At 54.0% G+C, this 20,174-nt stretch carries 22 protein-coding genes and 2 pseudogenes; 13 read left to right on the top strand and 11 right to left on the bottom strand.

Annotated elements, in window-relative coordinates:
* Positions 1 to 19: 19 nt before the first annotated feature.
* The 10 genes from GS_RS10640 to GS_RS10685 all read left to right on the top strand — a co-directional run bounded on the left by GS_RS10640 (position 20) and on the right by GS_RS10685 (position 8,335).
* Complete coding sequence (locus GS_RS10640) at positions 20 to 295, top strand: integration host factor subunit alpha (RefSeq protein WP_010942767.1); 276 nt, start codon at positions 20 to 22, stop codon at positions 293 to 295.
* Between the two features lie 88 nt (positions 296 to 383).
* A complete protein-coding gene (locus GS_RS10645; RefSeq protein WP_010942768.1) occupies positions 384 to 890 on the top strand; it encodes a lytic transglycosylase domain-containing protein in 507 nt (168 codons plus the stop codon).
* Positions 877 to 1,596, top strand: a complete 720-nt coding sequence (locus GS_RS10650; RefSeq protein ID WP_010942769.1) for a hypothetical protein — start codon at positions 877 to 879, stop codon at positions 1,594 to 1,596. Before GS_RS10645 ends, GS_RS10650 begins: the two co-directional genes overlap by 14 nt.
* Positions 1,568 to 2,962, top strand: coding sequence for a type IV secretory system conjugative DNA transfer family protein (locus GS_RS10655; RefSeq protein WP_010942770.1), 1,395 nt, complete (start codon positions 1,568 to 1,570; stop codon positions 2,960 to 2,962). The genes GS_RS10650 and GS_RS10655 overlap by 29 nt, the downstream gene beginning before the upstream one ends.
* Positions 2,959 to 4,389: an HD domain-containing protein gene (locus GS_RS10660; protein WP_164930439.1), complete on the top strand. Its 1,431-nt coding sequence runs from the start codon at positions 2,959 to 2,961 to the stop codon at positions 4,387 to 4,389. Before GS_RS10655 ends, GS_RS10660 begins: the two co-directional genes overlap by 4 nt.
* The gene (locus GS_RS10665; protein ID WP_010942772.1) at positions 4,374 to 5,213 is read left to right on the top strand and encodes a conjugal transfer protein TraF; all 840 of its coding nucleotides are present in this window, start codon (positions 4,374 to 4,376) and stop codon (positions 5,211 to 5,213) included. Before GS_RS10660 ends, GS_RS10665 begins: the two co-directional genes overlap by 16 nt.
* A 37-nt stretch (positions 5,214 to 5,250) precedes the next feature.
* Positions 5,251 to 6,735: a conjugal transfer protein TraH gene (locus GS_RS10670; protein WP_010942773.1), complete on the top strand. Its 1,485-nt coding sequence runs from the start codon at positions 5,251 to 5,253 to the stop codon at positions 6,733 to 6,735.
* 23 nt (positions 6,736 to 6,758) lie between these two features.
* Positions 6,759 to 7,055: a hypothetical protein gene (locus tag GS_RS10675; RefSeq protein WP_164930440.1), complete on the top strand. Its 297-nt coding sequence runs from the start codon at positions 6,759 to 6,761 to the stop codon at positions 7,053 to 7,055.
* A gap of 30 nt (positions 7,056 to 7,085) precedes the next feature.
* Entirely contained in the window at positions 7,086 to 7,448 is a 363-nt protein-coding gene (locus GS_RS10680; protein ID WP_010941222.1) for an IS3 family transposase ISGsu7, read from the top strand.
* Positions 7,445 to 8,335, top strand: a complete 891-nt coding sequence (locus GS_RS10685) for an IS3 family transposase (RefSeq protein ID WP_010941223.1) — start codon at positions 7,445 to 7,447, stop codon at positions 8,333 to 8,335. Before GS_RS10680 ends, GS_RS10685 begins: the two co-directional genes overlap by 4 nt.
* A gap of 265 nt (positions 8,336 to 8,600) precedes the next feature.
* Here GS_RS10685 and GS_RS10690 read toward each other — a convergent pair whose 3' ends face one another.
* Positions 8,601 to 8,909, bottom strand: a complete 309-nt coding sequence (locus tag GS_RS10690; protein WP_010942774.1) for a hypothetical protein — start codon at positions 8,907 to 8,909, stop codon at positions 8,601 to 8,603.
* An 88-nt stretch (positions 8,910 to 8,997) separates the two neighbouring features.
* On the opposite strand from GS_RS10690, the gene GS_RS10695 reads away from it, so the two are divergent.
* Entirely contained in the window at positions 8,998 to 9,249 is a 252-nt protein-coding gene (locus tag GS_RS10695; RefSeq protein WP_164930441.1) for a hypothetical protein, read from the top strand.
* A gap of 145 nt (positions 9,250 to 9,394) precedes the next feature.
* Here the strand turns inward: GS_RS10695 and GS_RS10700 are convergent, their stop codons facing one another.
* The 9 genes and pseudogenes from GS_RS10700 to GS_RS10740 all read right to left on the bottom strand — a co-directional run.
* Positions 9,395 to 9,670 (bottom strand): hypothetical protein, encoded by a 276-nt coding sequence (locus tag GS_RS10700; RefSeq protein WP_010942776.1) that lies wholly within the window; start codon positions 9,668 to 9,670, stop codon positions 9,395 to 9,397.
* Complete coding sequence (locus GS_RS10705; RefSeq protein WP_164930442.1) at positions 9,667 to 10,011, bottom strand: hypothetical protein; 345 nt, start codon at positions 10,009 to 10,011, stop codon at positions 9,667 to 9,669. The genes GS_RS10700 and GS_RS10705 overlap by 4 nt, the downstream gene beginning before the upstream one ends.
* A 69-nt stretch (positions 10,012 to 10,080) precedes the next feature.
* Positions 10,081 to 10,641, bottom strand: coding sequence for a hypothetical protein (locus GS_RS10710; protein WP_235044872.1), 561 nt, complete (start codon positions 10,639 to 10,641; stop codon positions 10,081 to 10,083).
* Positions 10,642 to 10,726: 85 nt separating this feature from the next.
* Positions 10,727 to 11,068, bottom strand: a complete 342-nt coding sequence (locus GS_RS10715; protein WP_010942779.1) for a P-II family nitrogen regulator — start codon at positions 11,066 to 11,068, stop codon at positions 10,727 to 10,729.
* 30 nt (positions 11,069 to 11,098) lie between these two features.
* Positions 11,099 to 14,203: an efflux RND transporter permease subunit gene (locus GS_RS10720; RefSeq protein ID WP_010942780.1), complete on the bottom strand. Its 3,105-nt coding sequence runs from the start codon at positions 14,201 to 14,203 to the stop codon at positions 11,099 to 11,101.
* A 14-nt stretch (positions 14,204 to 14,217) separates the two neighbouring features.
* Positions 14,218 to 15,474: an efflux RND transporter periplasmic adaptor subunit gene (locus GS_RS10725; RefSeq protein WP_010942781.1), complete on the bottom strand. Its 1,257-nt coding sequence runs from the start codon at positions 15,472 to 15,474 to the stop codon at positions 14,218 to 14,220.
* The gene (locus GS_RS10730; RefSeq protein ID WP_316445021.1) at positions 15,471 to 16,730 is read right to left on the bottom strand and encodes a TolC family protein; all 1,260 of its coding nucleotides are present in this window, start codon (positions 16,728 to 16,730) and stop codon (positions 15,471 to 15,473) included. The genes GS_RS10725 and GS_RS10730 overlap by 4 nt, the downstream gene beginning before the upstream one ends.
* A gap of 161 nt (positions 16,731 to 16,891) precedes the next feature.
* Positions 16,892 to 17,206, bottom strand: a complete 315-nt coding sequence (locus GS_RS10735) for a hypothetical protein (RefSeq protein ID WP_235044873.1) — start codon at positions 17,204 to 17,206, stop codon at positions 16,892 to 16,894.
* Positions 17,207 to 17,364: 158 nt separating this feature from the next.
* Positions 17,365 to 17,505 (bottom strand): annotated as a pseudogene (locus GS_RS10740) (IS4 family transposase); the annotation flags it as partial.
* A 26-nt stretch (positions 17,506 to 17,531) separates the two neighbouring features.
* On the opposite strand from GS_RS10740, the gene GS_RS10745 reads away from it, so the two are divergent.
* Together GS_RS10745 and GS_RS10750 are read left to right on the top strand one after the other, a co-directional pair.
* Complete coding sequence (locus GS_RS10745) at positions 17,532 to 17,894, top strand: IS3 family transposase ISGsu7 (protein ID WP_010941222.1); 363 nt, start codon at positions 17,532 to 17,534, stop codon at positions 17,892 to 17,894.
* Positions 17,891 to 18,781, top strand: a complete 891-nt coding sequence (locus GS_RS10750; protein ID WP_010941223.1) for an IS3 family transposase — start codon at positions 17,891 to 17,893, stop codon at positions 18,779 to 18,781. Before GS_RS10745 ends, GS_RS10750 begins: the two co-directional genes overlap by 4 nt.
* A 38-nt stretch (positions 18,782 to 18,819) precedes the next feature.
* On the opposite strand, the pseudogene GS_RS10755 reads toward GS_RS10750, so the two are convergent.
* Positions 18,820 to 19,848: pseudogene (locus GS_RS10755) on the bottom strand (IS4-like element ISGsu1 family transposase); the annotation flags it as partial.
* Positions 19,849 to 20,174: the final 326 nt, after the last annotated feature.

Raw genomic sequence — 20,174 nt, forward strand, 5'->3', positions numbered from 1 at the left:
TCTGGTAAACGGAGCAATAATGACTAAGGCAGATATTGTTGAAAGAGTTTCCGACCGGTGTGGAATTTCGAAGAAAGATTCCATTGAAATGGTCGAGTTGGTTTTCAGCATTCTGAAGAACACCCTTGAGATTGGAGAGGATATAAAGATATCCGGCTTCGGGAAATTTGAAATTAAAAACAAGCACGCCCGCAAAGGCAGGAACCCTCAAACAGGTGATGCCATTACCATTGAGGCCAGAAGAATTCTAACGTTCAAACCGAGCACCATTCTGAAAAACAACATAAACTCTTAATAGCACCATCACGCCCCAAGTCGTCCAAAACTTACAACTGCCCCGCTCACACCTGCCCCCCCTATAGATTATAGTCGTAGGGGGAATCATGCGCTTCGCCACTCTAGTTTTCCTACTTTGCATATCTGTCGGTTCATCAAATCCGGCATCCGCCTTCTGTTTTGAAGAAGCCGGTAACAGGTACGGAATCTCGCCTCAACTCCTCTATGCAATCTCCAAGGGGGAAAGCAGCTTCAATCCCCTGGCAATCAATTACAACTCAAACGGCACGTACGATTACGGCCTCATGCAGATCAATTCCTCATGGGAACCGGCTCTACGCAAACTCGGCATCTCGTGGAACAACCTTGCTGACCCATGCACCAATGTCATGGTTGGCGCCTGGGTTCTTTCCCAATGCATTCAGGACTACGGATACACCTGGCAGGCTGTCGGCTGCTACAACTCCCGCACACCATCAAAACGTAATCGGTACGCCGCCAGAGTAGCTCGCATCATCAAACACGAACTATACCGTCCGCAACCTGTTCAGGTGGCTTCAGCAATCAACTTTGCCACTCCTTGGGAAGAAGCTTTTGGCCGTGAACACCGCTGAGATTATCTCTGAAAGTGGTTTGACCGAAGCTGACGCGTTGGATGCGATTGAGGTAGCCATTGCCAGAACACTGACTCATGCACTCAAGATAAATGTCACTGTCAGGATCAAGGATCAAATGCAAATTCTCGTTTATGCGCCTAGCGGTGCGCCGACAGCACTTTCTTTCACCGACATAGATAGAAAATTGAGACGGCATGTGCAACATCAGGTCGAACTGGAACTGCAAATGAGGAAAACCTTGAATGAAGCAGGAAAGTTGAAGGAGCTGAGAGGCTATACGGCTCCGGGCGAGATTACACGCATTTCCGGCAATGGCTCACTGATCGTTACCCTGGAAATTGCAGACCACTATCGGCGGCTGATTCTTTCCGGAATTTGCCCGTTACGTTTTCAGCCCATACACGAGCGCAGCAGCTATCTCTTAGGAACCGTAAAGGAGTTTCATGTAACCAGCGTTGTTCCGGTAATGATTGACCATAGGTCGTCCAGGGTACGGGTGCAGCTAAGCCGCAGCTCGAAGCAATTGCCGCAATTGCTCCTGATGGAGCGCAGCCGCATTTACGGGATTGTATGCCTGAAACGTATCCCCGGGGCCTTCAGTTCAATCGTGACACCTACAAGAATACCAAAGGACATCATCAACTCAGTAGGGAAGGAACTGCAAGAGCACCTATATGTCTCTGTTCAAGAAGCGCATCATTAATCCGGCCGGTGGCATGACAGACATCGGCAACGGTGTGAATCTGGACCGCCGTACAAAGATCGTTCCTATTGCCATCCCCGATGCAGACAGGAAACGGCACACTTTTGTCTTCGGAACCACAGGGGTCGGCAAAACCCGTCTGTGTGAAAATCTGATCGAACAGGACATCCGCAAGGGGTATTCGGTGGTCTATTTTGATCCCAAGGGTGACCAGCAGATCTTCACCAAGATTTACGAAGTGGCCAGAGATAGTGATCGCCTTGAAGAATTGATGCTCGTCACTCCCATTTTCCCGGAATACTCAGCTGTGGTTGATCCCATGGCCTTCTATTTCATGCCGGATGAACTGGTTGGACATATTGTTTCGGGCATCATGGGCGGACGCGAGCCGTTTTACCGGAACATCGCCAAGGAGATCACCACTGCCGTAATCTCCGCCTACATTATTCAGTCGAAACGACACGGCAACCTGCCCATCCTGAATATTGATGAAATACGGAAGCGCATACGCCGGGAGTCACTCGACTCAACCATGAAATCTCTCCGTAGCATCGGTAATGCTGAAGCTGACCTGACAGCTGGCATGATCGAGGACATCCTGAAATCCCCTATGGAATATTATGCCAAGGTCTCGTCAACGCTACGCACCGCCCTGATGGAACTCTCGTCGGGCAATATTGGCAAGATCATCGGTCAGGCCGACTCCAACCGTTTCATAAAGAATCTTGAGTCCGGCAAACCGGTCATCCTGGTAGTCCATACCGGCGCCATGATCACCCGCGAGGCCTCTGCTACCCTCGGCAAAGTCCTTCTCTCCATGATTCAATCCTTTGTGGGACGGGTGTACCTCTCCAACCGCCAGAAGGTCAATCCTCCGCTCTCCATCTTCATCGATGAGGCGCAGAGCCTGCTTTACCAAGGCGTGGAGGAGCTGTTCGCCAAAGCTGGATCAGCCGATGTCATGGTAACCGCTTTCGCTCAATCGGTGAACCAGGTCTATGCCGTCATCGGTGAAGAGTTCGGCAAGAGTATCCTCGACAACACCAACACCAAAATTTTCATGCGCTGCTCCGATGCTGAGACAAGCGATTACGTGGTCAAGCATTTCGGCGTACAGAATGTGCTGACCGGGATATTCGGCTCGAATCAGGTTACGACCCGTGAGGTCGAACAGGACATTCTGCGGGTTCAGGATGTCTTGAGCCTGAAGCCGCGGGAATTTTACATGATGACCTACTCGGGACGCTTCAAGGGGACCACTAATGACGCCCATGAACCCAAGATGAAGATCATCTTTCCGGAAGCGCCGGCGGTTATCACCTCAAAGCTGTCTCAATCTAAGCCTGCAACGCCGCCCTCGCCATGAATGCGACGCTGTTAGGAATATCAGCAACTGTCGGAATCGGCTTTGCTATTTATGGGACAAGGAAATGGCTGCCAAAGGAAACTCCTGAACCACAAGAGGAGAAACAGTTTGAGGTGGCCAAGCTGGCCGAGTTGAGCCACCTCTGGAAAGACCGTGAGGTACAAATAAAAGACGCAGCAAATCTCTGGAGGGAACAGTCCCAGGAGAACAACTCTGCTACGCCTCGCCCATCATTTACCCATACAGAAATCGAGCGGTTTTTCAGCGAAATGATCGAACACCGCTCATCAATCAATGGAATCCGCAGAGACCTGATAATCTGGCTGCTCAATCTGCTCGACAAGGAGGGTGACTGCCCATCCGTTGTCAGGAAACACAAAGACGAGGCTGAACGGATCTATTCGGAGGATTCGTATGCCATGCTTGAGGCAGTTCCGCTCTACCGCCATACACTGACAGTGGCCCGCAACTTCATTGCCAAGGCTGACCAGGAGGCTTTGCTGGCGGATATTATCCTCATTGCCCTGGCCCATGACATCGGCAAGATCCCCTCGTATCACGACGGCATGTACAGCAGCGGCGACCATCCGATCATTGCCGGGCTCATCCTGAATGGAATACCGGAATTCGTTTCCCTCCCGAATAAGGAGGATATTCTTCGTGCCGTGACCGGTCACCATCTGATGAAGAGCGACAACATCCTGACGGATGGTCTCAAACAGAGCGATCATGAGGCACGCCAGTCCGAACTGTCAGCACTTTATTTGAAGATGCGGGAGCAAAAGAACAGACGCACTGAAAACGGCGTTGACACGCAGTTCGCCGCGGAAGAAATGGAACCCACGTTCGCCAGACCAGCAACAACAGAACTTCCATCGGCAGAACGGGCAGACCCGCTCGGATTTGCTCTCGCCAAGGAGAAGTACACACCACAGCTGATAAATATCCCGGAATGCATTGATCCCGATGCAGTAATCGAGTCGCTGAAAAACAGGATAAATGTGGTTGAGTCCACCCCAAAAGGTGATCAGTGGTCTGTGGTTTCCATGCCCAACGGAGTGATCTATGTCAACCCCGATGCACTCTGGGAAACCATCAAGGAAGTCAGCAATTATGATCCCTTGGTTTATGCCTCGGAAGGCTTCGAGGCGGAGAAACGGAATCTGATGCACTCCGTTATCACGGAGTTGGCCAGAACCAAGCAGGCCCTGGCAACCGAATACGTGGCGGACGGGTACTACACATCGAAGGTTTCCATCATTACCGGAGGAGGCAAACGACTATCCCATCTACTGATTCCCCTCACTGCTCAGTCGTTCGGCGTAACAGCGTCTGAACTGGAAGAACAGAAATCAGCGCAACTGAAGAGAATGGTTAAAGATATCAAGCATAAGAACAAGGAGGTGGAACAATGCGTTGGCCGTTGATGGCTGCGGCAATGCTCTCGCTGTCAGTATCCGCCTCTGCAAGCTACTACACCGATTCTGCCACTGGATGGTGGTGGTACCAGAAGGAACCGGAGAAGCAGGCCGAGAAGCCCGCCAGAAAGAAGAAGCCGGCAAAGCCCGTCCCGTCCCTCAAGGACTACACCTATGAGCAGATCTGGGAGATGCATCCCGACCAGTTTCAGGAATTCGCCGAGGCGTTGAAGAAGAAGGCGGTCCAGAAGCCGAGCGAAGAGAATGTGAAGGAGTATTTCGAGGTACAGGAGATAGCCCGCAAGAAGGCGCTCGCCTTTTCCAACGTGGCCCAGTTTGTCTGGCAGAAATACCCGGAGCTGACCACGAAAAAGGACTACCCAATCACCACCCCCGGCAACCTGGCCCGGATCTCACAGATCAACGAGGAACGGCAGCGCGTGTTGCGGGACAACCGGGACGACTTCGCTCTGGTCTACTTCCAGCGGCCCGACTGCAGCTACTGTGATGAGCAATCCCGCATTCTCGACTGGTTCACCAACGAAACGGGCTGGACCGTGAAGAAGGTCAACATCAGTGAGAACACGGGACTTGCCGCCAAATTCAGCGTGGAGATCACCCCGACCCTGATCCTGATCCAGAAAGGGAATCAGGATTACCTGCCGGTTTCAGCCGGGGTCATCTCGGCCGACGAAATCGAGGACAAGGCGTACCGGGCAGTGCGTCTGCTGAGGGGGGACATCTCCCCGGAGGAGTATTCGCTCTATGAATTCCAGAAGGGAGGCGGCTTCGATGTGAAGAAGCGCCGCCTCCAAGACAAGAATCAGCCGTGAGGTCCCGGTCCAACAGCTACAGAGAAGAGGTGCCCGTGTGAAACGAACCGTATGTACCAGAACTACCGCCGCCTGCCTGGCGGCAGCGATAGCATTGAACCCGGTCCTGTCCTGGTCCGGCTGGGTCGATGACTGGGTGCAGCAGAAAAGCTCCACCTCGCCCAGTTATTACGAAGGGTCAAAGCGTGGCTACTATACCGGGGGGAGCTTTTCGGCCAGGTGGGCGAACACCGACGACCACCTGTTCACTGCCTCGCTCCCGAAGCTGAAATCCGGCTGCGGCGGCATTGACATGTTCCTCGGCGGTTTCTCGTTCTTGAACGTGGACTACCTGGTGCAGAAGCTCCAGAACATTCTGTCGGCAGCACCGGCAGCGGCCTTTGACATCGCCCTTAAGACCCTGGCGCCCCAGGTGGCCGACACCATCAAAACCCTCGAAGCCATCACCGACCGGCTTAATTCGCTGCAGCTGAACGACTGCAAGGCGGCCAAGGCGCTGGTGGCGACCTCTGCCAGTCCGTTTTCGTCGGTCATGTCGGACAGCCTGAAGGCGGAGATGAAGACAGCCCAGACCGACTTCATGGTATCAAGCGGCGCCAAGGATCTCTACCAGGATGTCAGCAAGCTGTTCGAGAGCGAGCAGAAGGCCAACGCCGGCAACAAACCTGGAGTTCCCGGCACTACCCAGACCTCGGCCACCAGTGCCACCGCCGGTTGCCCGGCCGAAGTCCTGCAGATATTCGGAGACGGTTCGGTTCTGGAAAACCTGGCCAGCAAGAAAGGGATGAATAGTGATTACGTCAAACTGGTGCGCGGCTTCATCGGCGATGTAGTGATCCAGAGCCCTGCGACGACCGGCACCACCTACCAGGCCCAGTACGTTCCCCCGTGCGACAAGAACAACAGCTTCGATTCCTTCATCAGCGGCTCCGCTCAGGGGCGTGATACCGCCGGGGCCTGTGCCGACATCACCGACGCCAACAAGAACCTGATGGTCTATGTGGCCGGCAAGATGCAGTCCATCGCCGGAAAGATCAAATCAAAGACTGCTCTCACCGCCGATGAGGAAGCGTTCCTCAAGAGCACGCCGCTGTCGGTCGGGCTGATCCTCAAGAACGCCACGGCCACCAATACTGAAAGCGAAGTCATCGGCAAGCTTGCTGAACTGACTGCTCGGGCCTACGGCTATTACATGCTGCTCGACCTGTTCGGGCGGGCGGTGCAGTTGCAAGAGATGGCCCGGAACATCATGTCCACCCAGAAGGGGAACAAGTCCGGCGCCTCTCCGGAGACCTGCCAACTGGCGCTCCTTGGTGAAGGGATGCAGCACATTCAGACTCTGGAGGAAAAGACGCTGCAACTACTCACTGTGGCCCAGCAGAGTTACGCAAATGCGGCATCGGAAATCAATGCGGTGGAGATGATCGTCCAGAACATGAAGAAGTTCGACGATACGGTATTTTCGGAATTATCGGATCGCTTCGGCAAAGGGATTGCCCTGCGGGCAACCGGCAGAATCTAACGTCAGAACACAGGGGAGGAATCATGGCAGACAACAAACAGGAATCAAGCGGCAAAAAACCATCGGGAAAGCAGTCCTGGCAGGATCGTAAGCTGAAAAAGGTAGTCCGGGATGACATCGATGTCATCTCCCGGAAGACCTTGGATCAAAGCGACTTCATCACCATGCTCAACACCCACGACAACGTACTTCACCGATTACGCATGACCATGGGCCGCAACAAGAACATCACGTTTGAAAAGGCGCAGGAGTTTATAGAGAGGAGCCAGAAGATTCGTGAAGAAATATGGCGGCCCCGGTTTTCTTGGACACGAAAATGAGGTAAATCTAGGTGTTCAAGGAGGTCGTCAATGGAAAAGGATGTCAGTGTCTCCGGTGCGGCGGAAGGAGAGCGTAGCTCGACTGGAGCAGCACCGGAAGTCAAACGTTGGAGCGCCAACCGCAAAAAGGAGGTTGTCCTGCGGTTGATGCGCGGTGAACCAATCGATGCCTTGTCCCGTGAGTTGGGCATCGAAATCTATCGCCTGGAAGAGTGGCATCAGAAAGCACTCCAGGGGATAGAATCTGCTCTCAAGGCTCGTGAAGGTGATCCGTTGGCAGCGGAACTCGATGCAGCCTTCAAGCGCATCGGTGAGATCACCATGGAAAACGAGCTACTGCGGGAGAAAGCGAGGCGTGCCCACCCTTTGGCCCAGAGGAGATCGAAGAAATGAGTGCTACGATCTCCCCTGCCACCGGTAAAGCCTATGGCGTTCAGCGCGTCTGCCTTGCCTGGGGAGTGCCCCGCTCGTCGTTCTATAGCCGTGCAGGCAGAAAAACATTGCCTGCTGTACTGCTCAAGCGTGGTCCAAAAACACCGCTCTCTGACGACGAGGTACTTTCTCTCATCCGGACCGACCTGGAGACATCCCCCTTTGTCGGCGAAGGGCACCGTAAGGTCTGGGGACGACTACGCTTCGTCAAAGGGATAAAAGTCGGCCGCAAACGAGTGTTGCGTCTCATGCGGGAGAACAATCTGCTCTCCCCTCACCGGGTTGTTCAGGGACAGCCCAAGGACCACGCCGGCAAGATCATCACGGCGGCCCCCAACGTCATGTGGGGTACCGATGGCACCAAGATCTTCACCCTGGAAGAAGGGTGGTGCTGGTTGTTTACCGCCGTCGAGCATTGGAATGCCGAGTGCGTCGGTTGGCATGTGACCAAGAATGGCGACCGGTTTGCCGCATTGCAGCCGCTCGCCATGGGAATCAAGGCCCGTTTCGGCTCGGTCGGTGCCGCTGCTGCTCGAGGGTTGGCACTGAGGATGGATCACGGCAGCCAATACCTCTCAGAGCATTTCCAGAATCAGATCAAGTTCTGGGGAATTGCCCCAAGTTTCTCATTTGTTGCCGAACCGCAGACCAACGGGGTGACGGAACGGTTTAATCGGACTATCAAAGAGCAGGTCATCTATGGCCGCCATTACCGCACAATCGAAGAAGTAAGGATGGCAGTAGCTGACTTCATGGATCGTTACAACCGGCTGTGGCTGGTTGAAAAGCTCGGGTTCAGAAGCCCACGACAGGCTTTCGAGGAGTATCAACTCAAGAAGGCTGCGTGACTCTTATCTTGTGTCCAGGGTACCGGGCGCGCTACAGATTCGTGAAGAAATCAACCTGCTGAATGCCGAGATGTGCGAGCTGATGGAGTGGGATTACACACCGCCACGGGGCTTTACCAACCCACTTGCGAAAAATGGCGCAGAAGAGGAAAAACGGGGGGGGAAGAAGGCGATGTCAACAGCTGCAGCTCACTCGTAATTTTCAATGTCAGCAGAGACTGCGTGAGAGGGAACACGGGGTCCCCTCTCACGTCTTTACTCTTAACTACAGACAGTTACATGGTTCAAGATTCATGCTCGCAGCAACTGAACTTATCTTCGCTTTTATTTCCTTTATATCCCCTTCCAGTTCATCGACTCGCCTCATATCAATACCGTCATGGGCATAGAGCCCACGTAATTCCAGATCTTTAGCTTTAAGCTGTTCCCTTAAATCAACTGTATGTTGCCTGAATTTATTCAACGTATCAGCACTGATAGCCTTCACGCCTACCTGGCCGGTTTCGGCAAATGCAACACCACCAAAAGCCAAAATTGCTGCAACTAGCAGTAATGCCATAATTTTATTCTTCATCGTATTCTCCTTGAAAGTAGTGATAATTTGGATTTCATTGAACTAAACGATTTCAAGAATGTAGAAACCCACTTTTTAGTCTCGGAGGATGAAAAATCTCGTTCACATACGGGTCTGGAATCGACTGCGCAAAATCCGGGAATTCAAATTCAACTATTTGGAAGGTGGTCTGTATTTCAACCGGTTGAACAGTGTCGGCAACAGCGCACACACAAAAATGGCAGACAGGTGTGGTGCAAGGGAGCGGACAGCTCTGCGCCCTGTCTGGGATGCAATGATTATTGCTGACCACTCCAATCGCTGGCGGAGACTCGGCGGTTGCCATGAGAGTAACACCTGAAAACATCGTCACAAACGATAGAAGCAGTACATAGATTGTCAGAAGTAGAAGAGTCCGCATTTAATACCCGAAAGGTCTTTGACATCAACTGAACAATCTCTTACAGTAAGTGACTTGTTCAGTACAGCTCGTCAGTTGTCAGTCCTTATTTCCCAGGCTTGTTCAAAACTCTCATTGTCCTGTTGTCTTCTTTCAATTTGCGCTCAAGCAGGTTCAACTCTTCAGACGTGTAGACCTTTTCACCTTTTGCAATTTCCTTATTCAATTTTGCTATCCGTTCCGGCAAGCTATCAAGCACGTTCGGGCAGTTCTTGCCATACAGGAGGCAGTCGTCTTTCCCCTCTGGTGGCACAGAAGCAAATGCCGGAATAGCAGCCAATGCGAGAGCGGCAGCACAAACAGACACGATGATTTTCTTCATGGGTTAGTCTCCTTTTGTGTAGCCTGCCACGCTTTCCGCATGGCAGGACGGTTGAGGTTGTATTTAAGCAGAATCTTGTGAATAGACTGACGGCTCAAAGATATTCCTTGATCTGCAAGTGATTTTTTCAGCCGTTGTGTCCCCCGTTCGGGATTTAAAGCCACCAGCGCAAGTATTTTTTCCGGCGCTCCAAGTGCGGCTGCTTTCGAGAAGTATTTCTTGGCCTTTGCCTGGTGAATCTTTTCTGCTGCCCTCTCTTCAGCGAGTGGAGCAAGAGAGCATACGGTTTTGCTTTTCAACCTCTCAGCGACATCGTCAAGGATCTCTGCCAACTCTGCCATGGTGAGCCGCCTACGCTTTCCAACGTTTCCTGACCCCGTAGTAGCATCCATTCGGCCCCTCCAAGTGGTCTAAACTTCCTTGCCATTCAACATTACTCTCAGCGATCTGATACCTTCGGTAAAACTGGTAGTGCTATACATTCCCGGACGCCGCTTCCCCGGCTTCGTACTGTATATTGGCTCTACCACCAGGCTGTTGCGATCTCCCTCATTGAGGGTAATTTCCCTCGCAATGGCAACTTCGTCGTCGGGAAGCGCAACGACTATCTTGTGGATACCGGCCTTCAGACGGAGATTCTTGCTGAAGCGGTACCTGATACCGTCGCCAGCTTCCGGGTCCACCAGTTTCATCGGCTCGTTGTTTTCCTTCTGCAAACTTCCTTGTAGCAGCACGGCTTGACCGTCGATATTCAACAGCAGCTTATAATCTGGCGTTCCATGAATATCCTTTGCGGAATAAATGCCAGGTTTGTGTGTCTTGAAAGTGGCTGTTAGGCGCACATCAACATCCCCTTGCGGCGCAGTCACACCGTTCGTCAGCTCCTCAAATACATCGGTACGTAAGCTAACGCTGTTTGCCTTAATCAACGCCGAGCTTTCCGCACAACCGCTTAACAACGAAATCGCCATTACCAATAGGCATAACCTTTTCATGATTCAGCTCCTTTCATGTTTGGCTGTCGACTCATGTCTATTCACTCGGGATTGTACGTAGTTAAATTGCTGAGCTTCCCCGTTCATTTGTTCTGATCTTCACTACGTCGTCGATTGTGGATATGAATATCTTCCCGTCACCCGTGTTGCCGGTATGGGCATACTTTTGAATCACGTTGACAACATCATCAACCATGTCATCAGCCACAACGACCTCCAGCTTGACACGAGGGATGAACTCCACCATTTCATAGAGAATCTTGTCCGTGGCGTTCCTTGCTTTACCTTTGCCGAATCCCTTGATTTCCGAAACCGTCACGCCGGGCATGCCATCAATGGCGTGAAGTTCCTCGGCGACATCCCGTAATTTCCCTGGCCGAATGATTGCTTTTATCTCTTTCATCGCATTCTCCTTTCGAAGTTTATTCAAAACCTACATCTCTTCTTCAATTTTCCGATTCTCAAACCAGCCGTACACCGCCGGGATGATCAACAGAGTCAGCAGGGTCGAGGTAATCAAGCCACCCACAACGACCGTTGCCAGCGGCTTCTGGATCTCCGACCCGGTGCCCTGTGCCAGCAGCATCGGCATCAGGCTGAAGATGGCGATGGATGCTGTCATCAGCACCGGTCGCAACCGGTCAACGGCCCCTTTGCGGATCGCCTCACCGAGTTCCATCCCTTCATCCCTGAGCTGCGCGATGCGGGACACCAGTACCAGTCCGTTCAGCACCGCCACCCCAAAGAGGACGATAAATCCGACCGACGCCGGGACCGAAAGATACTGACCGGAGAGGAAGAGCGAAAAGATGCCGCCGATGAGCGCGAATGGCAGGTTGGAAATCACCAGCAGCGCCAGGCGAATGGAGCGGAAGGTGACGTAGAGCAGCAAGAGGATCAGACCGATGGCTACCGGGCCGATGATCATCAGCTTGTTCATGGCCCGTTGCTGGTTTTCGAACTGGCCGCCCCATGTGAGATAATACCCGGGGGGAAGTTTGACCTGATCCTTGATCTTTGCTTTCGCCTCGGCCACAAAACTCCCCATATCCCGGCCGGTGACGTTCATCTCGATGCCGATCCTCCGCACGCCGTCCTGACGGCTGATCTGCACCGGTCCCTCTACCATCTTCACTTCGGCCAGCTGTTCCAGCGGAATGTTCATCCCTGTTTTGGTGGTGATTAGCAGGTTCTTGATGGTCTCAATGGAGTTCCGCTTCTCCTCTGGCAGCCGGACCGTGATGTCGAAGCCCCGGTTTACCTCATAGAAAGTGGAAGCCGCCTTGCCTGCCACCGCTATCTCGATGACATTCTGCACGTCGCTGATATTGAGGCCGTAGCGGGCAATTTTGGCCCGGTCGATGGTGACGGTCAGGTAGGGCTGGCCCGAGACCTTTTCCGTGTTCAGATCGGTCCCACCCCTGACAGTGGAAAGCACCTTGGCTATTTCCGCCGACTTGTCCCGCAGTACGTCAAGGTCTTCGCCGAACAGCTTGACGATCAATTGGGCTCGTGTGCCGGCCACCAGTTCGTCGATGCGGCACTGGATCGGCTGGCTGAAGCCGAAGCTGATCCCCGGGATGGTCTCCAGCGCCTCACGCATCTCGTTGGTCAACTCTTCCTTGGAGATATCCCGCTTCCATTCGCTCTTCGGCTTGAACACGCCCACGTAGCCGGTTTTGTCCACGCCACGGGTGTCGAGGGCGACGCCGGTCTGGCCGATGCGACCGATAACCACATCCAGTTCGTCGAACGTCTTCAATTTGGCGGCAGCCTGCTGGTTCACCTCCTGCGATTTGGCCAGGGAAACACCGGGAAGCATGGAGATATCCATGTCAAAGGAGCCTTCATCCATAATCGGGATAAACTCCGATCCCAGCCTGGTCACCAGGAACAATGAGACCACCAGCAACCCGCCAGCAATGCCGAGGACGACCTTTTTCTTGTTCAGCGCATACTCCAGCATCGGCAGATACTGGCTCTTGGCATAGGCCATGATCCTGCTGTCTTTTTCCTCCTCCGGTTTGAGAAACAGGCTGCAGAGCACTGGGATGATAAAGATGGAAAGGAGCAGAGAGGAAAGCAAGGCGATGGCTACGGTGATGGCTAGCGGGCCGAACATCTTCCCTTCGATCCCTTCCAGGGTCAGGATCGGGATGAAGGTGAGGGCGATTATCAGTTCACCGAAGATGCTCGGCTTGCGCACCTCCATGACCGCCTTGAGCACCGTAGCGAGCTTGGGGTGCAGATGCCCCTCCTCGCTCAGATGCCGCTGGACGTTCTCCACCTGTATGATGGTGGTGTCGATGATCATGCCGATGGAGATGGCCAGGCCGCCAAGGGACATGAGGTTGGCGGTAATCCCAGTCAGTTTCATGACGATGAAGGTCGCCAGGAGCGACAGCGGCAGCGCGAGCAGCACGACGATACTGCCGCGAATGCTGTTCAACAGCAGGTAGAGCACGATCAGCACCAGGATGGAGCCTTCGATCAGCGCCTTGTTGACCGTTCCGACACTGGCCTTGACGATATCGCTCCGGTCGTAATAGGGAACCATCTTGACCCCATCCGGCAGCATGTTGCTTTCGTTGATCTCCTTGACCTTGGCCGCCACCCGGCGCACTACGTCGCGGCTGTTCTCGCCCCGCAGCATCATGACAATGCCGCCAACCGCCTCGTCGGCACCGTTTTTGATGGCGGCCCCCATGCGAACCGCCTCGCCTACTTTGACTTGCGCCACGTCACGCAGATACGTGGGTGTGCCTCCGGTGGATTTCAGGACGATATTCTCGATATCACTGATGCTCTGTATCAGGCCGACGCCGCGCACGATGTACTGGTCCGTGCCCCGTTCCAGGATATTGCCGCCGACGTTGCTGTTGTTGCTGCCGATGGCGTTATACACATCGTCCACGGTGACCCCGTATTTGACCAGCTTCTCCGGCGAGACGAGCACCTGGTACTGCTTGAAATAGCCGCCGAAGGAGTTGATCTCGTTCACCCCGGCGACGCTCTTCAACTGGGGAGTGATGACCCATTCCTGCATGGTGCGCAGGTTGGTCAGATAGGCCCGTTTCTGTTCCGGGTCCTGGGGCACCTTCCCTTCCAGGGTGTACTGGTAGATCTCCCCCATGGCGGTGCCGATGGGCCCCATGGCGACCTGAACACCCTTCGGCACCTTCTCCCGCGCCTCGGCCAGCCGTTCGAAAACCAGCTGCCGGGCGAAGTAGATATCCACATTGTCCTTGAAGACGATGGTGACAATGGAGAGGCCGAACTTGGTCACGGAGCGGAGCTGCTCGATGTCCGGCAGGCCGCGCATGGACATTTCTATCGGGTAGGTGACATTCCGTTCGATTTCGACCGCCGACAGGCCATCGGCGTGGCTGACCACTTCCACCTGGATGTTGGTTACATCCGGGAAGGCGTCAATCGGCAATTTGGTGTACGAGTAGAAGCCGAAAACAACGATCACCAGCGCAGCGAAGATGACCATCCCTTTCTGCTTCAAGGTATATGCGATGAGTTTTTCTAGCATGGGTGGTTATCTCCTCAGTGTTCGTCGTCCTCTAGTTCTTCCTTCTTCAGTTCCGACTTCAGGGTGAAAGCGCCCTTGGTGGCATAGCGTTCACCTTCCTTGAGGCCGGAAACCACTTCCACCATGCCGCCCACAGTCCTTCCCAGCTCTACGACCCTCGGTTCGAACTCGGTCTCCTTTTCAGCGACAAAGATCACCTTCTTGCCGTCCAGTTCCAGTACGGCCTCTTCAGGCACCGCCAGCACCGGCGGCGCGTCTGCGGCAATCGCCAGTTCGACGGTGGCGAACATCTCCGGTTTCAGCTTGCGGCCCGGATTGGGTACTTCGACCCGTGCCTTGACCGTGCGGGTAGCCTCGTCAACCAGGTCGGCAAGATAGGTTATCCGACCGCGGAACTTCTTGTCGGGAAAGGCGCCGACGATGACGGTTGCCGCCTGTCCCCGGCGGACCTTGGCCAGGTCCTTTTCGTGAATATCCACCAGCACCCAGACCGACGACAGGTCGGCCACGGTGTAAAGGCTCTTGGAGGGGTCGGACAGCTCGCCGACAATGGCGTGTTTCTCGGTGATGACCCCGCCGATCGGCGACCGCACCGGCAGGAGCGGCTTCTTGTGGTTATCTGACTTGAGATCGGAGAGGTTGATACCGTACAGAGAGAGACGCTCTTCGTCGGTATGCAGCTCGGTCTGGGCGGTCTTGTAATCGGTCTCAGCCTGGAGGATCTCCTTGCGGGCCGCAATCTTCTTGTCTACCAACACCTTGATCCGATCCATGTTGGATTGGGCCAGGGCCAGCTTGGTCCGTGACTGGTGGTAGCGATTGAGCGCTTCACCCAGCTCGACGCTGTCCAGCGTGACGAGCACCTGTCCGGCAGCAACGCTGTCACCCAGGGAAGACCTGACCGCCACTATCTTGCCGGGGATGCGCGGGGAGACATGGGCGATCCGGTCGGCATTGGCCTCCACCTTGCCGGTGGCGCTGATGACGCCAGCCAGGCGCTGCTTTTTTGCCGGCGCCACGACCACGCCGCTCTGTTTCTGTACCTCGGCGGACATCTTGACGAGTTTTTCCTCGCCGTGCTCGTCATGCTCTTCCTTCTTTTCCTTCTCTTCCTTCCCTTCGTCGTGACCGCCTTTTTCGTCCTTATGGCCGGCCTCTTTTTGTTCGGCTTTTTCTCCGCCCCCGGTGGTGGAATGGGTCAGCCGGTAAGCGACGCCGCCCCCCAGGGCCAGGGCCAGGATAAGTCCGATGATGATTGCTTTCTTGTTCACTGCACACCTCCGTTGATGTCTGTCGCCACTGCTGATTCGAGTTTTACGAGTGCCAGCTGCCGGTCATGGAGCGCCGTCAGATAGCCGTCGCTGACCTCGAAGAATTTCTTCTGTTCCTGGATGACTGAGAGAATCCCGACCTCACCCAGCCGGTACGCCTCCTGGGTCAGTTTCAGGTTTTCCTCAAGTTGGGGAATGATGTTTGACTTATAGAGCGACAGCACCTTCTCGGCATTCAGAGCGCTGATATAGGCGGTCTCTACGTCCCGCTCCACGATCCTGGTAGCAGCAGTCAAACGGCTTTCACTGCTGCTCCGTTTGGCCCGGGCTTCCTGAAGGCCGGCCTGATTCTTGTCGAACACTGGGATCGGCATTGAAAGCCGGATGCCAAGCAGGTTGTCGCGGACTTTTTCTTCCCCTGTGCCGGTTGCGTCTGTTCTGCGGTCATGGGTATAGAAAAGGCCTGCCGTGAGGTTGGGAACTTTCTCAGCCTCGGCAAGGGTGATGTCCGCGTCACCCCGCCCTTTTTCGGCCTCCAGCGCCTTCAGATCGGGGCGTAGGCCAAGCGCCAGCTGCTTCAGGTCAGCCAGATTCTTGTTGAGGGAAAAGCCGTTATCCAGGGTCCCGGCAATCGCCGGTGCTTCACCGGCAGGCAGCCCCATGAAGGCAAAGAGTCTGGATCTTGTTTGCAGAAGCGCCCGCTCGACCTCGATCCGGGCACCTTCGCTACGGGTCAACTCAACCTTGGCCAGATTCATCTCCAGTTCGGGAATGTCACCGGCGGCCAGACGATCCTTGGTGACCTCAAGAAGTTGCCGGTTAAGATCAATGGAGCGGTCCGTCAGCTTGAGCCGCTGTTCGGCAAGCATGACGTCATAGAATACGGCCTTTACTTCTTCCCGTAATGTTCGTTCGCGATCAGCCAACTGCCAGCGATAGGCTTCCAGTTCGCGTTCAGCAACGGTCAGGCGCTTGTCACGCTTGCCCGCCAGCAGAAATTCCTGGGAGACCCCAATCGTCAGGTTGTTTTCGTCGCTGCTGCCGGTCAGGGCACCGGTGCCGGCTTCCAGATCGAGAGTCGGGTTGGGCAGGAGACCGGCCCTGAACTTGCTGGCATCGCGGACACCTTTTTCCTCCCGCAGTGCTTTGAGTTCGCCATTATTTTGCAGCGAGTACTCGATAACCTTGGGCAATGACAGGGACGGCTCGTCAGCCCGAACCAGGGTGGACGACAATAAAACGGCAATTCCTGGCACTAGGAGCAAGGCTCCCCGTGCGAATACTGTTGTTCCCAATGAAATAACCTCCATATTCAGTTTTGTTACAACGATTAATAATAGGTGCGGACGTACCACGACGGACAACGCGGATGCAGTTGTCCCTTGGAATCAGGACAAACTACTCCCGACACAGGGGGTTAAGCGTGGATTTGAGGGGGGATAAACTTGGAAAGATAGACTTCGGGTAGATATTGGTACGGATCGGAAAAACCTAAACTCAAAATGATTGGATTGTAGTGCACCACTAGTTGCTGAACAGCCAGAGGAGCATGGCATGCGCAGTTGATGCAGGTGTCGCAGCCATCGTAGTCCTTATGCTCAGCAGGCGGAGTGCAGGGGCACTGGTGCGGTACGGAAATCTGCGAGAGCGATGCTTGATCGCTCGATGCCTTGACATGATCCTGCATGGCGTGTGCGCTTTCATGCACACCATGAACCGTCATGATCACCATTACGATGAGTAGCAATTTGGCTACGAATTTTAGGGGGATTAGTTTCTGCATAGGTTTCTTGTCACTTTAATCAAACACTAGGACAAATGTCAAGAATCATCATCTGACAGGATTTTGTCGATTAGTTTGTGTGGTACCTCACTGCTGTCCCATAGTTTCTAAAGCAGCACCAGTTGTGGCGAAGCCTCTACTTTCGGTGGTTTGAATAGGCTTTCAAGGTCTCGCCGCTCGAACAAATTCAGCTGTAATAACCGTAATATTATGGCGGCCCCGGTTTTCTTGGACACGAAAATGAGGTAAATCTAGGTGTTCAAGGAGGTCGTCAATGGAAAAGGATGTCAGTGTCTCCGGTGCGGCGGAAGGAGAGCGTAGCTCGACTGGAGCAGCACCGGAAGTCAAACGTTGGAGCGCCAACCGCAAAAAGGAGGTTGTCCTGCGGTTGATGCGCGGTGAACCAATCGATGCCTTGTCCCGTGAGTTGGGCATCGAAATCTATCGCCTGGAAGAGTGGCATCAGAAAGCACTCCAGGGGATAGAATCTGCTCTCAAGGCTCGTGAAGGTGATCCGTTGGCAGCGGAACTCGATGCAGCCTTCAAGCGCATCGGTGAGATCACCATGGAAAACGAGCTACTGCGGGAGAAAGCGAGGCGTGCCCACCCTTTGGCCCAGAGGAGATCGAAGAAATGAGTGCTACGATCTCCCCTGCCACCGGTAAAGCCTATGGCGTTCAGCGCGTCTGCCTTGCCTGGGGAGTGCCCCGCTCGTCGTTCTATAGCCGTGCAGGCAGAAAAACATTGCCTGCTGTACTGCTCAAGCGTGGTCCAAAAACACCGCTCTCTGACGACGAGGTACTTTCTCTCATCCGGACCGACCTGGAGACATCCCCCTTTGTCGGCGAAGGGCACCGTAAGGTCTGGGGACGACTACGCTTCGTCAAAGGGATAAAAGTCGGCCGCAAACGAGTGTTGCGTCTCATGCGGGAGAACAATCTGCTCTCCCCTCACCGGGTTGTTCAGGGACAGCCCAAGGACCACGCCGGCAAGATCATCACGGCGGCCCCCAACGTCATGTGGGGTACCGATGGCACCAAGATCTTCACCCTGGAAGAAGGGTGGTGCTGGTTGTTTACCGCCGTCGAGCATTGGAATGCCGAGTGCGTCGGTTGGCATGTGACCAAGAATGGCGACCGGTTTGCCGCATTGCAGCCGCTCGCCATGGGAATCAAGGCCCGTTTCGGCTCGGTCGGTGCCGCTGCTGCTCGAGGGTTGGCACTGAGGATGGATCACGGCAGCCAATACCTCTCAGAGCATTTCCAGAATCAGATCAAGTTCTGGGGAATTGCCCCAAGTTTCTCATTTGTTGCCGAACCGCAGACCAACGGGGTGACGGAACGGTTTAATCGGACTATCAAAGAGCAGGTCATCTATGGCCGCCATTACCGCACAATCGAAGAAGTAAGGATGGCAGTAGCTGACTTCATGGATCGTTACAACCGGCTGTGGCTGGTTGAAAAGCTCGGGTTCAGAAGCCCACGACAGGCTTTCGAGGAGTATCAACTCAAGAAGGCTGCGTGACTCTTATCTTGTGTCCAGGGTACCGGGCGCGCTACAAATAACCGTAATATCTGCTGCATCGACGATCCGATCTTTGACAGAAACGTCAAGTATGCCAGTACCAGATACACGCACAGGGCAATCCAGATCTGTGTGAGTACGGCATTCTCCGAGGTGCCGAGGAAGGTCTTGATCTTCAGGTTCTGTTTGATCCACTTGAAGAACAGTTCGATCTTCCAGCGCTCTTTGTAGAGATCCGCCACGATTGCTGCTTTCAGGTGATGCGCATTGGTCACGAAGCGGTAATCGTTGCCGTCATCGGCGATGAACTGGACAAGCCGCAGTTTGTCCTTCATCCCTTTGAGCCGAATCTCCTGGTCAAGAATGACGCCCGTTGCTTTCCTGCCGGGACGCTTCTTGAAGTATTCCACCAAGGCGTTCTCTTTCAGCCGGGTTACGAAGAAGATGCCGTTGGTCGTTAGTTGCTGCCACCAGTCGTAATCGGTGAAGCCCCGGTCAAAGACGGCCAGTGAACCGGCAGGCAGTTGTAGCATCCTGGCCCAGGACATCTCGTGCTTCTTGCCTTCGGTCACATCGATGAACTCAGGCAGATAGCCGTCAGCATCAAGACCGACATGCATCTTTATGGCACCCTTCTTCTGCCGGTAGGTGGCCCAAGGGAACGCCTCCAGACAGAGATTGATGGTGGTGGCATCCAGCAGATAGACTTTTTCATCGATCTTGAAGCGATGACTGGGTGCAACTGCCTTGCATCGATGCAGCATTTTGTAAAAGAGCTCTTTGTACAACTCATGCGGCTGTTCATCGTTCACTCTGGCCAAGGTGGTACGGGAAACCGTCTTCATGCCCAGATGATAGAGCTTGTGGCCTTGGGCCTTGAGGTTTTCCACGATATCCCGCAGACTTTTTCTGCCGGAAAGTTGACAAACCATCATCGCCATGAACTGCGACCAACGGTTAAAAGAACGAAACTTCTGCCCGATGTGATGCTTGCGGGCAAGGGATTCAAATTCATGTCTCTTGAAAAAACCGACAACTTGGTTAAGGACTGTGTTACAATGTGCCACGGCTCTGATCTCCTTGTTAATATTGGTGTTTTGGCGAACTCAATATATCACAAGTAGCTCTCAGGGCCTCTCTTTATTCAGTTAAACTATGGGACAGCAGTGGTGGTACCTGTTCCTTCCTGTCAGACATTGTGAGTCCCCCGGCAAAACCGGGGGGCCCAAAAATGTTAATTCATCTCCAGGGCAGCGCCAACTCTCGTTTTAAACTGGCCGAGGTCCTGAGCGGAGAAGTCTGTCACCACCTTGAGATAGTTTATCCCGGGGTCATTTCTTACACATGGAGTTTTTCAGAACAATCTGCTGGTCTCTGCCGGGTGTCCACACTA

Source organism: Geobacter sulfurreducens PCA (genome assembly GCF_000007985.2).
GTDB lineage: Bacteria > Desulfobacterota > Desulfuromonadia > Geobacterales > Geobacteraceae > Geobacter > Geobacter sulfurreducens.

Excerpts from the sequence above, each read along its gene's own strand:
- GS_RS10735 (WP_235044873.1), bottom strand. The coding sequence starts at position 17,206 with ATGGTGATCATGACGGTTCATGGTGTGCATGAAAGCGCACACGCCATG.
- GS_RS10665 (WP_010942772.1), top strand. The coding sequence starts at position 4,374 with ATGCGTTGGCCGTTGATGGCTGCGGCAATGCTCTCGCTGTCAGTATCC.
- GS_RS10750 (WP_010941223.1), top strand. The coding sequence starts at position 17,891 with ATGAGTGCTACGATCTCCCCTGCCACCGGTAAAGCCTATGGCGTTCAG.
- GS_RS10675 (WP_164930440.1), top strand. The coding sequence starts at position 6,759 with ATGGCAGACAACAAACAGGAATCAAGCGGCAAAAAACCATCGGGAAAG.
- GS_RS10705 (WP_164930442.1), bottom strand. The coding sequence starts at position 10,011 with ATGGCAGAGTTGGCAGAGATCCTTGACGATGTCGCTGAGAGGTTGAAA.
- GS_RS10700 (WP_010942776.1), bottom strand. The coding sequence starts at position 9,670 with ATGAAGAAAATCATCGTGTCTGTTTGTGCTGCCGCTCTCGCATTGGCT.
- GS_RS10685 (WP_010941223.1), top strand. The coding sequence starts at position 7,445 with ATGAGTGCTACGATCTCCCCTGCCACCGGTAAAGCCTATGGCGTTCAG.
- GS_RS10695 (WP_164930441.1), top strand. The coding sequence starts at position 8,998 with ATGAAAAATCTCGTTCACATACGGGTCTGGAATCGACTGCGCAAAATC.
- GS_RS10660 (WP_164930439.1), top strand. The coding sequence starts at position 2,959 with ATGAATGCGACGCTGTTAGGAATATCAGCAACTGTCGGAATCGGCTTT.
- GS_RS10720 (WP_010942780.1), bottom strand. The coding sequence starts at position 14,203 with ATGCTAGAAAAACTCATCGCATATACCTTGAAGCAGAAAGGGATGGTC.
- GS_RS10710 (WP_235044872.1), bottom strand. The coding sequence starts at position 10,641 with ATGGCGATTTCGTTGTTAAGCGGTTGTGCGGAAAGCTCGGCGTTGATT.
- GS_RS10680 (WP_010941222.1), top strand. The coding sequence starts at position 7,086 with ATGGAAAAGGATGTCAGTGTCTCCGGTGCGGCGGAAGGAGAGCGTAGC.
- GS_RS10640 (WP_010942767.1), top strand. The coding sequence starts at position 20 with ATGACTAAGGCAGATATTGTTGAAAGAGTTTCCGACCGGTGTGGAATT.
- GS_RS10690 (WP_010942774.1), bottom strand. The coding sequence starts at position 8,909 with ATGAAGAATAAAATTATGGCATTACTGCTAGTTGCAGCAATTTTGGCT.
- GS_RS10645 (WP_010942768.1), top strand. The coding sequence starts at position 384 with ATGCGCTTCGCCACTCTAGTTTTCCTACTTTGCATATCTGTCGGTTCA.
- GS_RS10715 (WP_010942779.1), bottom strand. The coding sequence starts at position 11,068 with ATGAAAGAGATAAAAGCAATCATTCGGCCAGGGAAATTACGGGATGTC.
- GS_RS10655 (WP_010942770.1), top strand. The coding sequence starts at position 1,568 with ATGTCTCTGTTCAAGAAGCGCATCATTAATCCGGCCGGTGGCATGACA.
- GS_RS10745 (WP_010941222.1), top strand. The coding sequence starts at position 17,532 with ATGGAAAAGGATGTCAGTGTCTCCGGTGCGGCGGAAGGAGAGCGTAGC.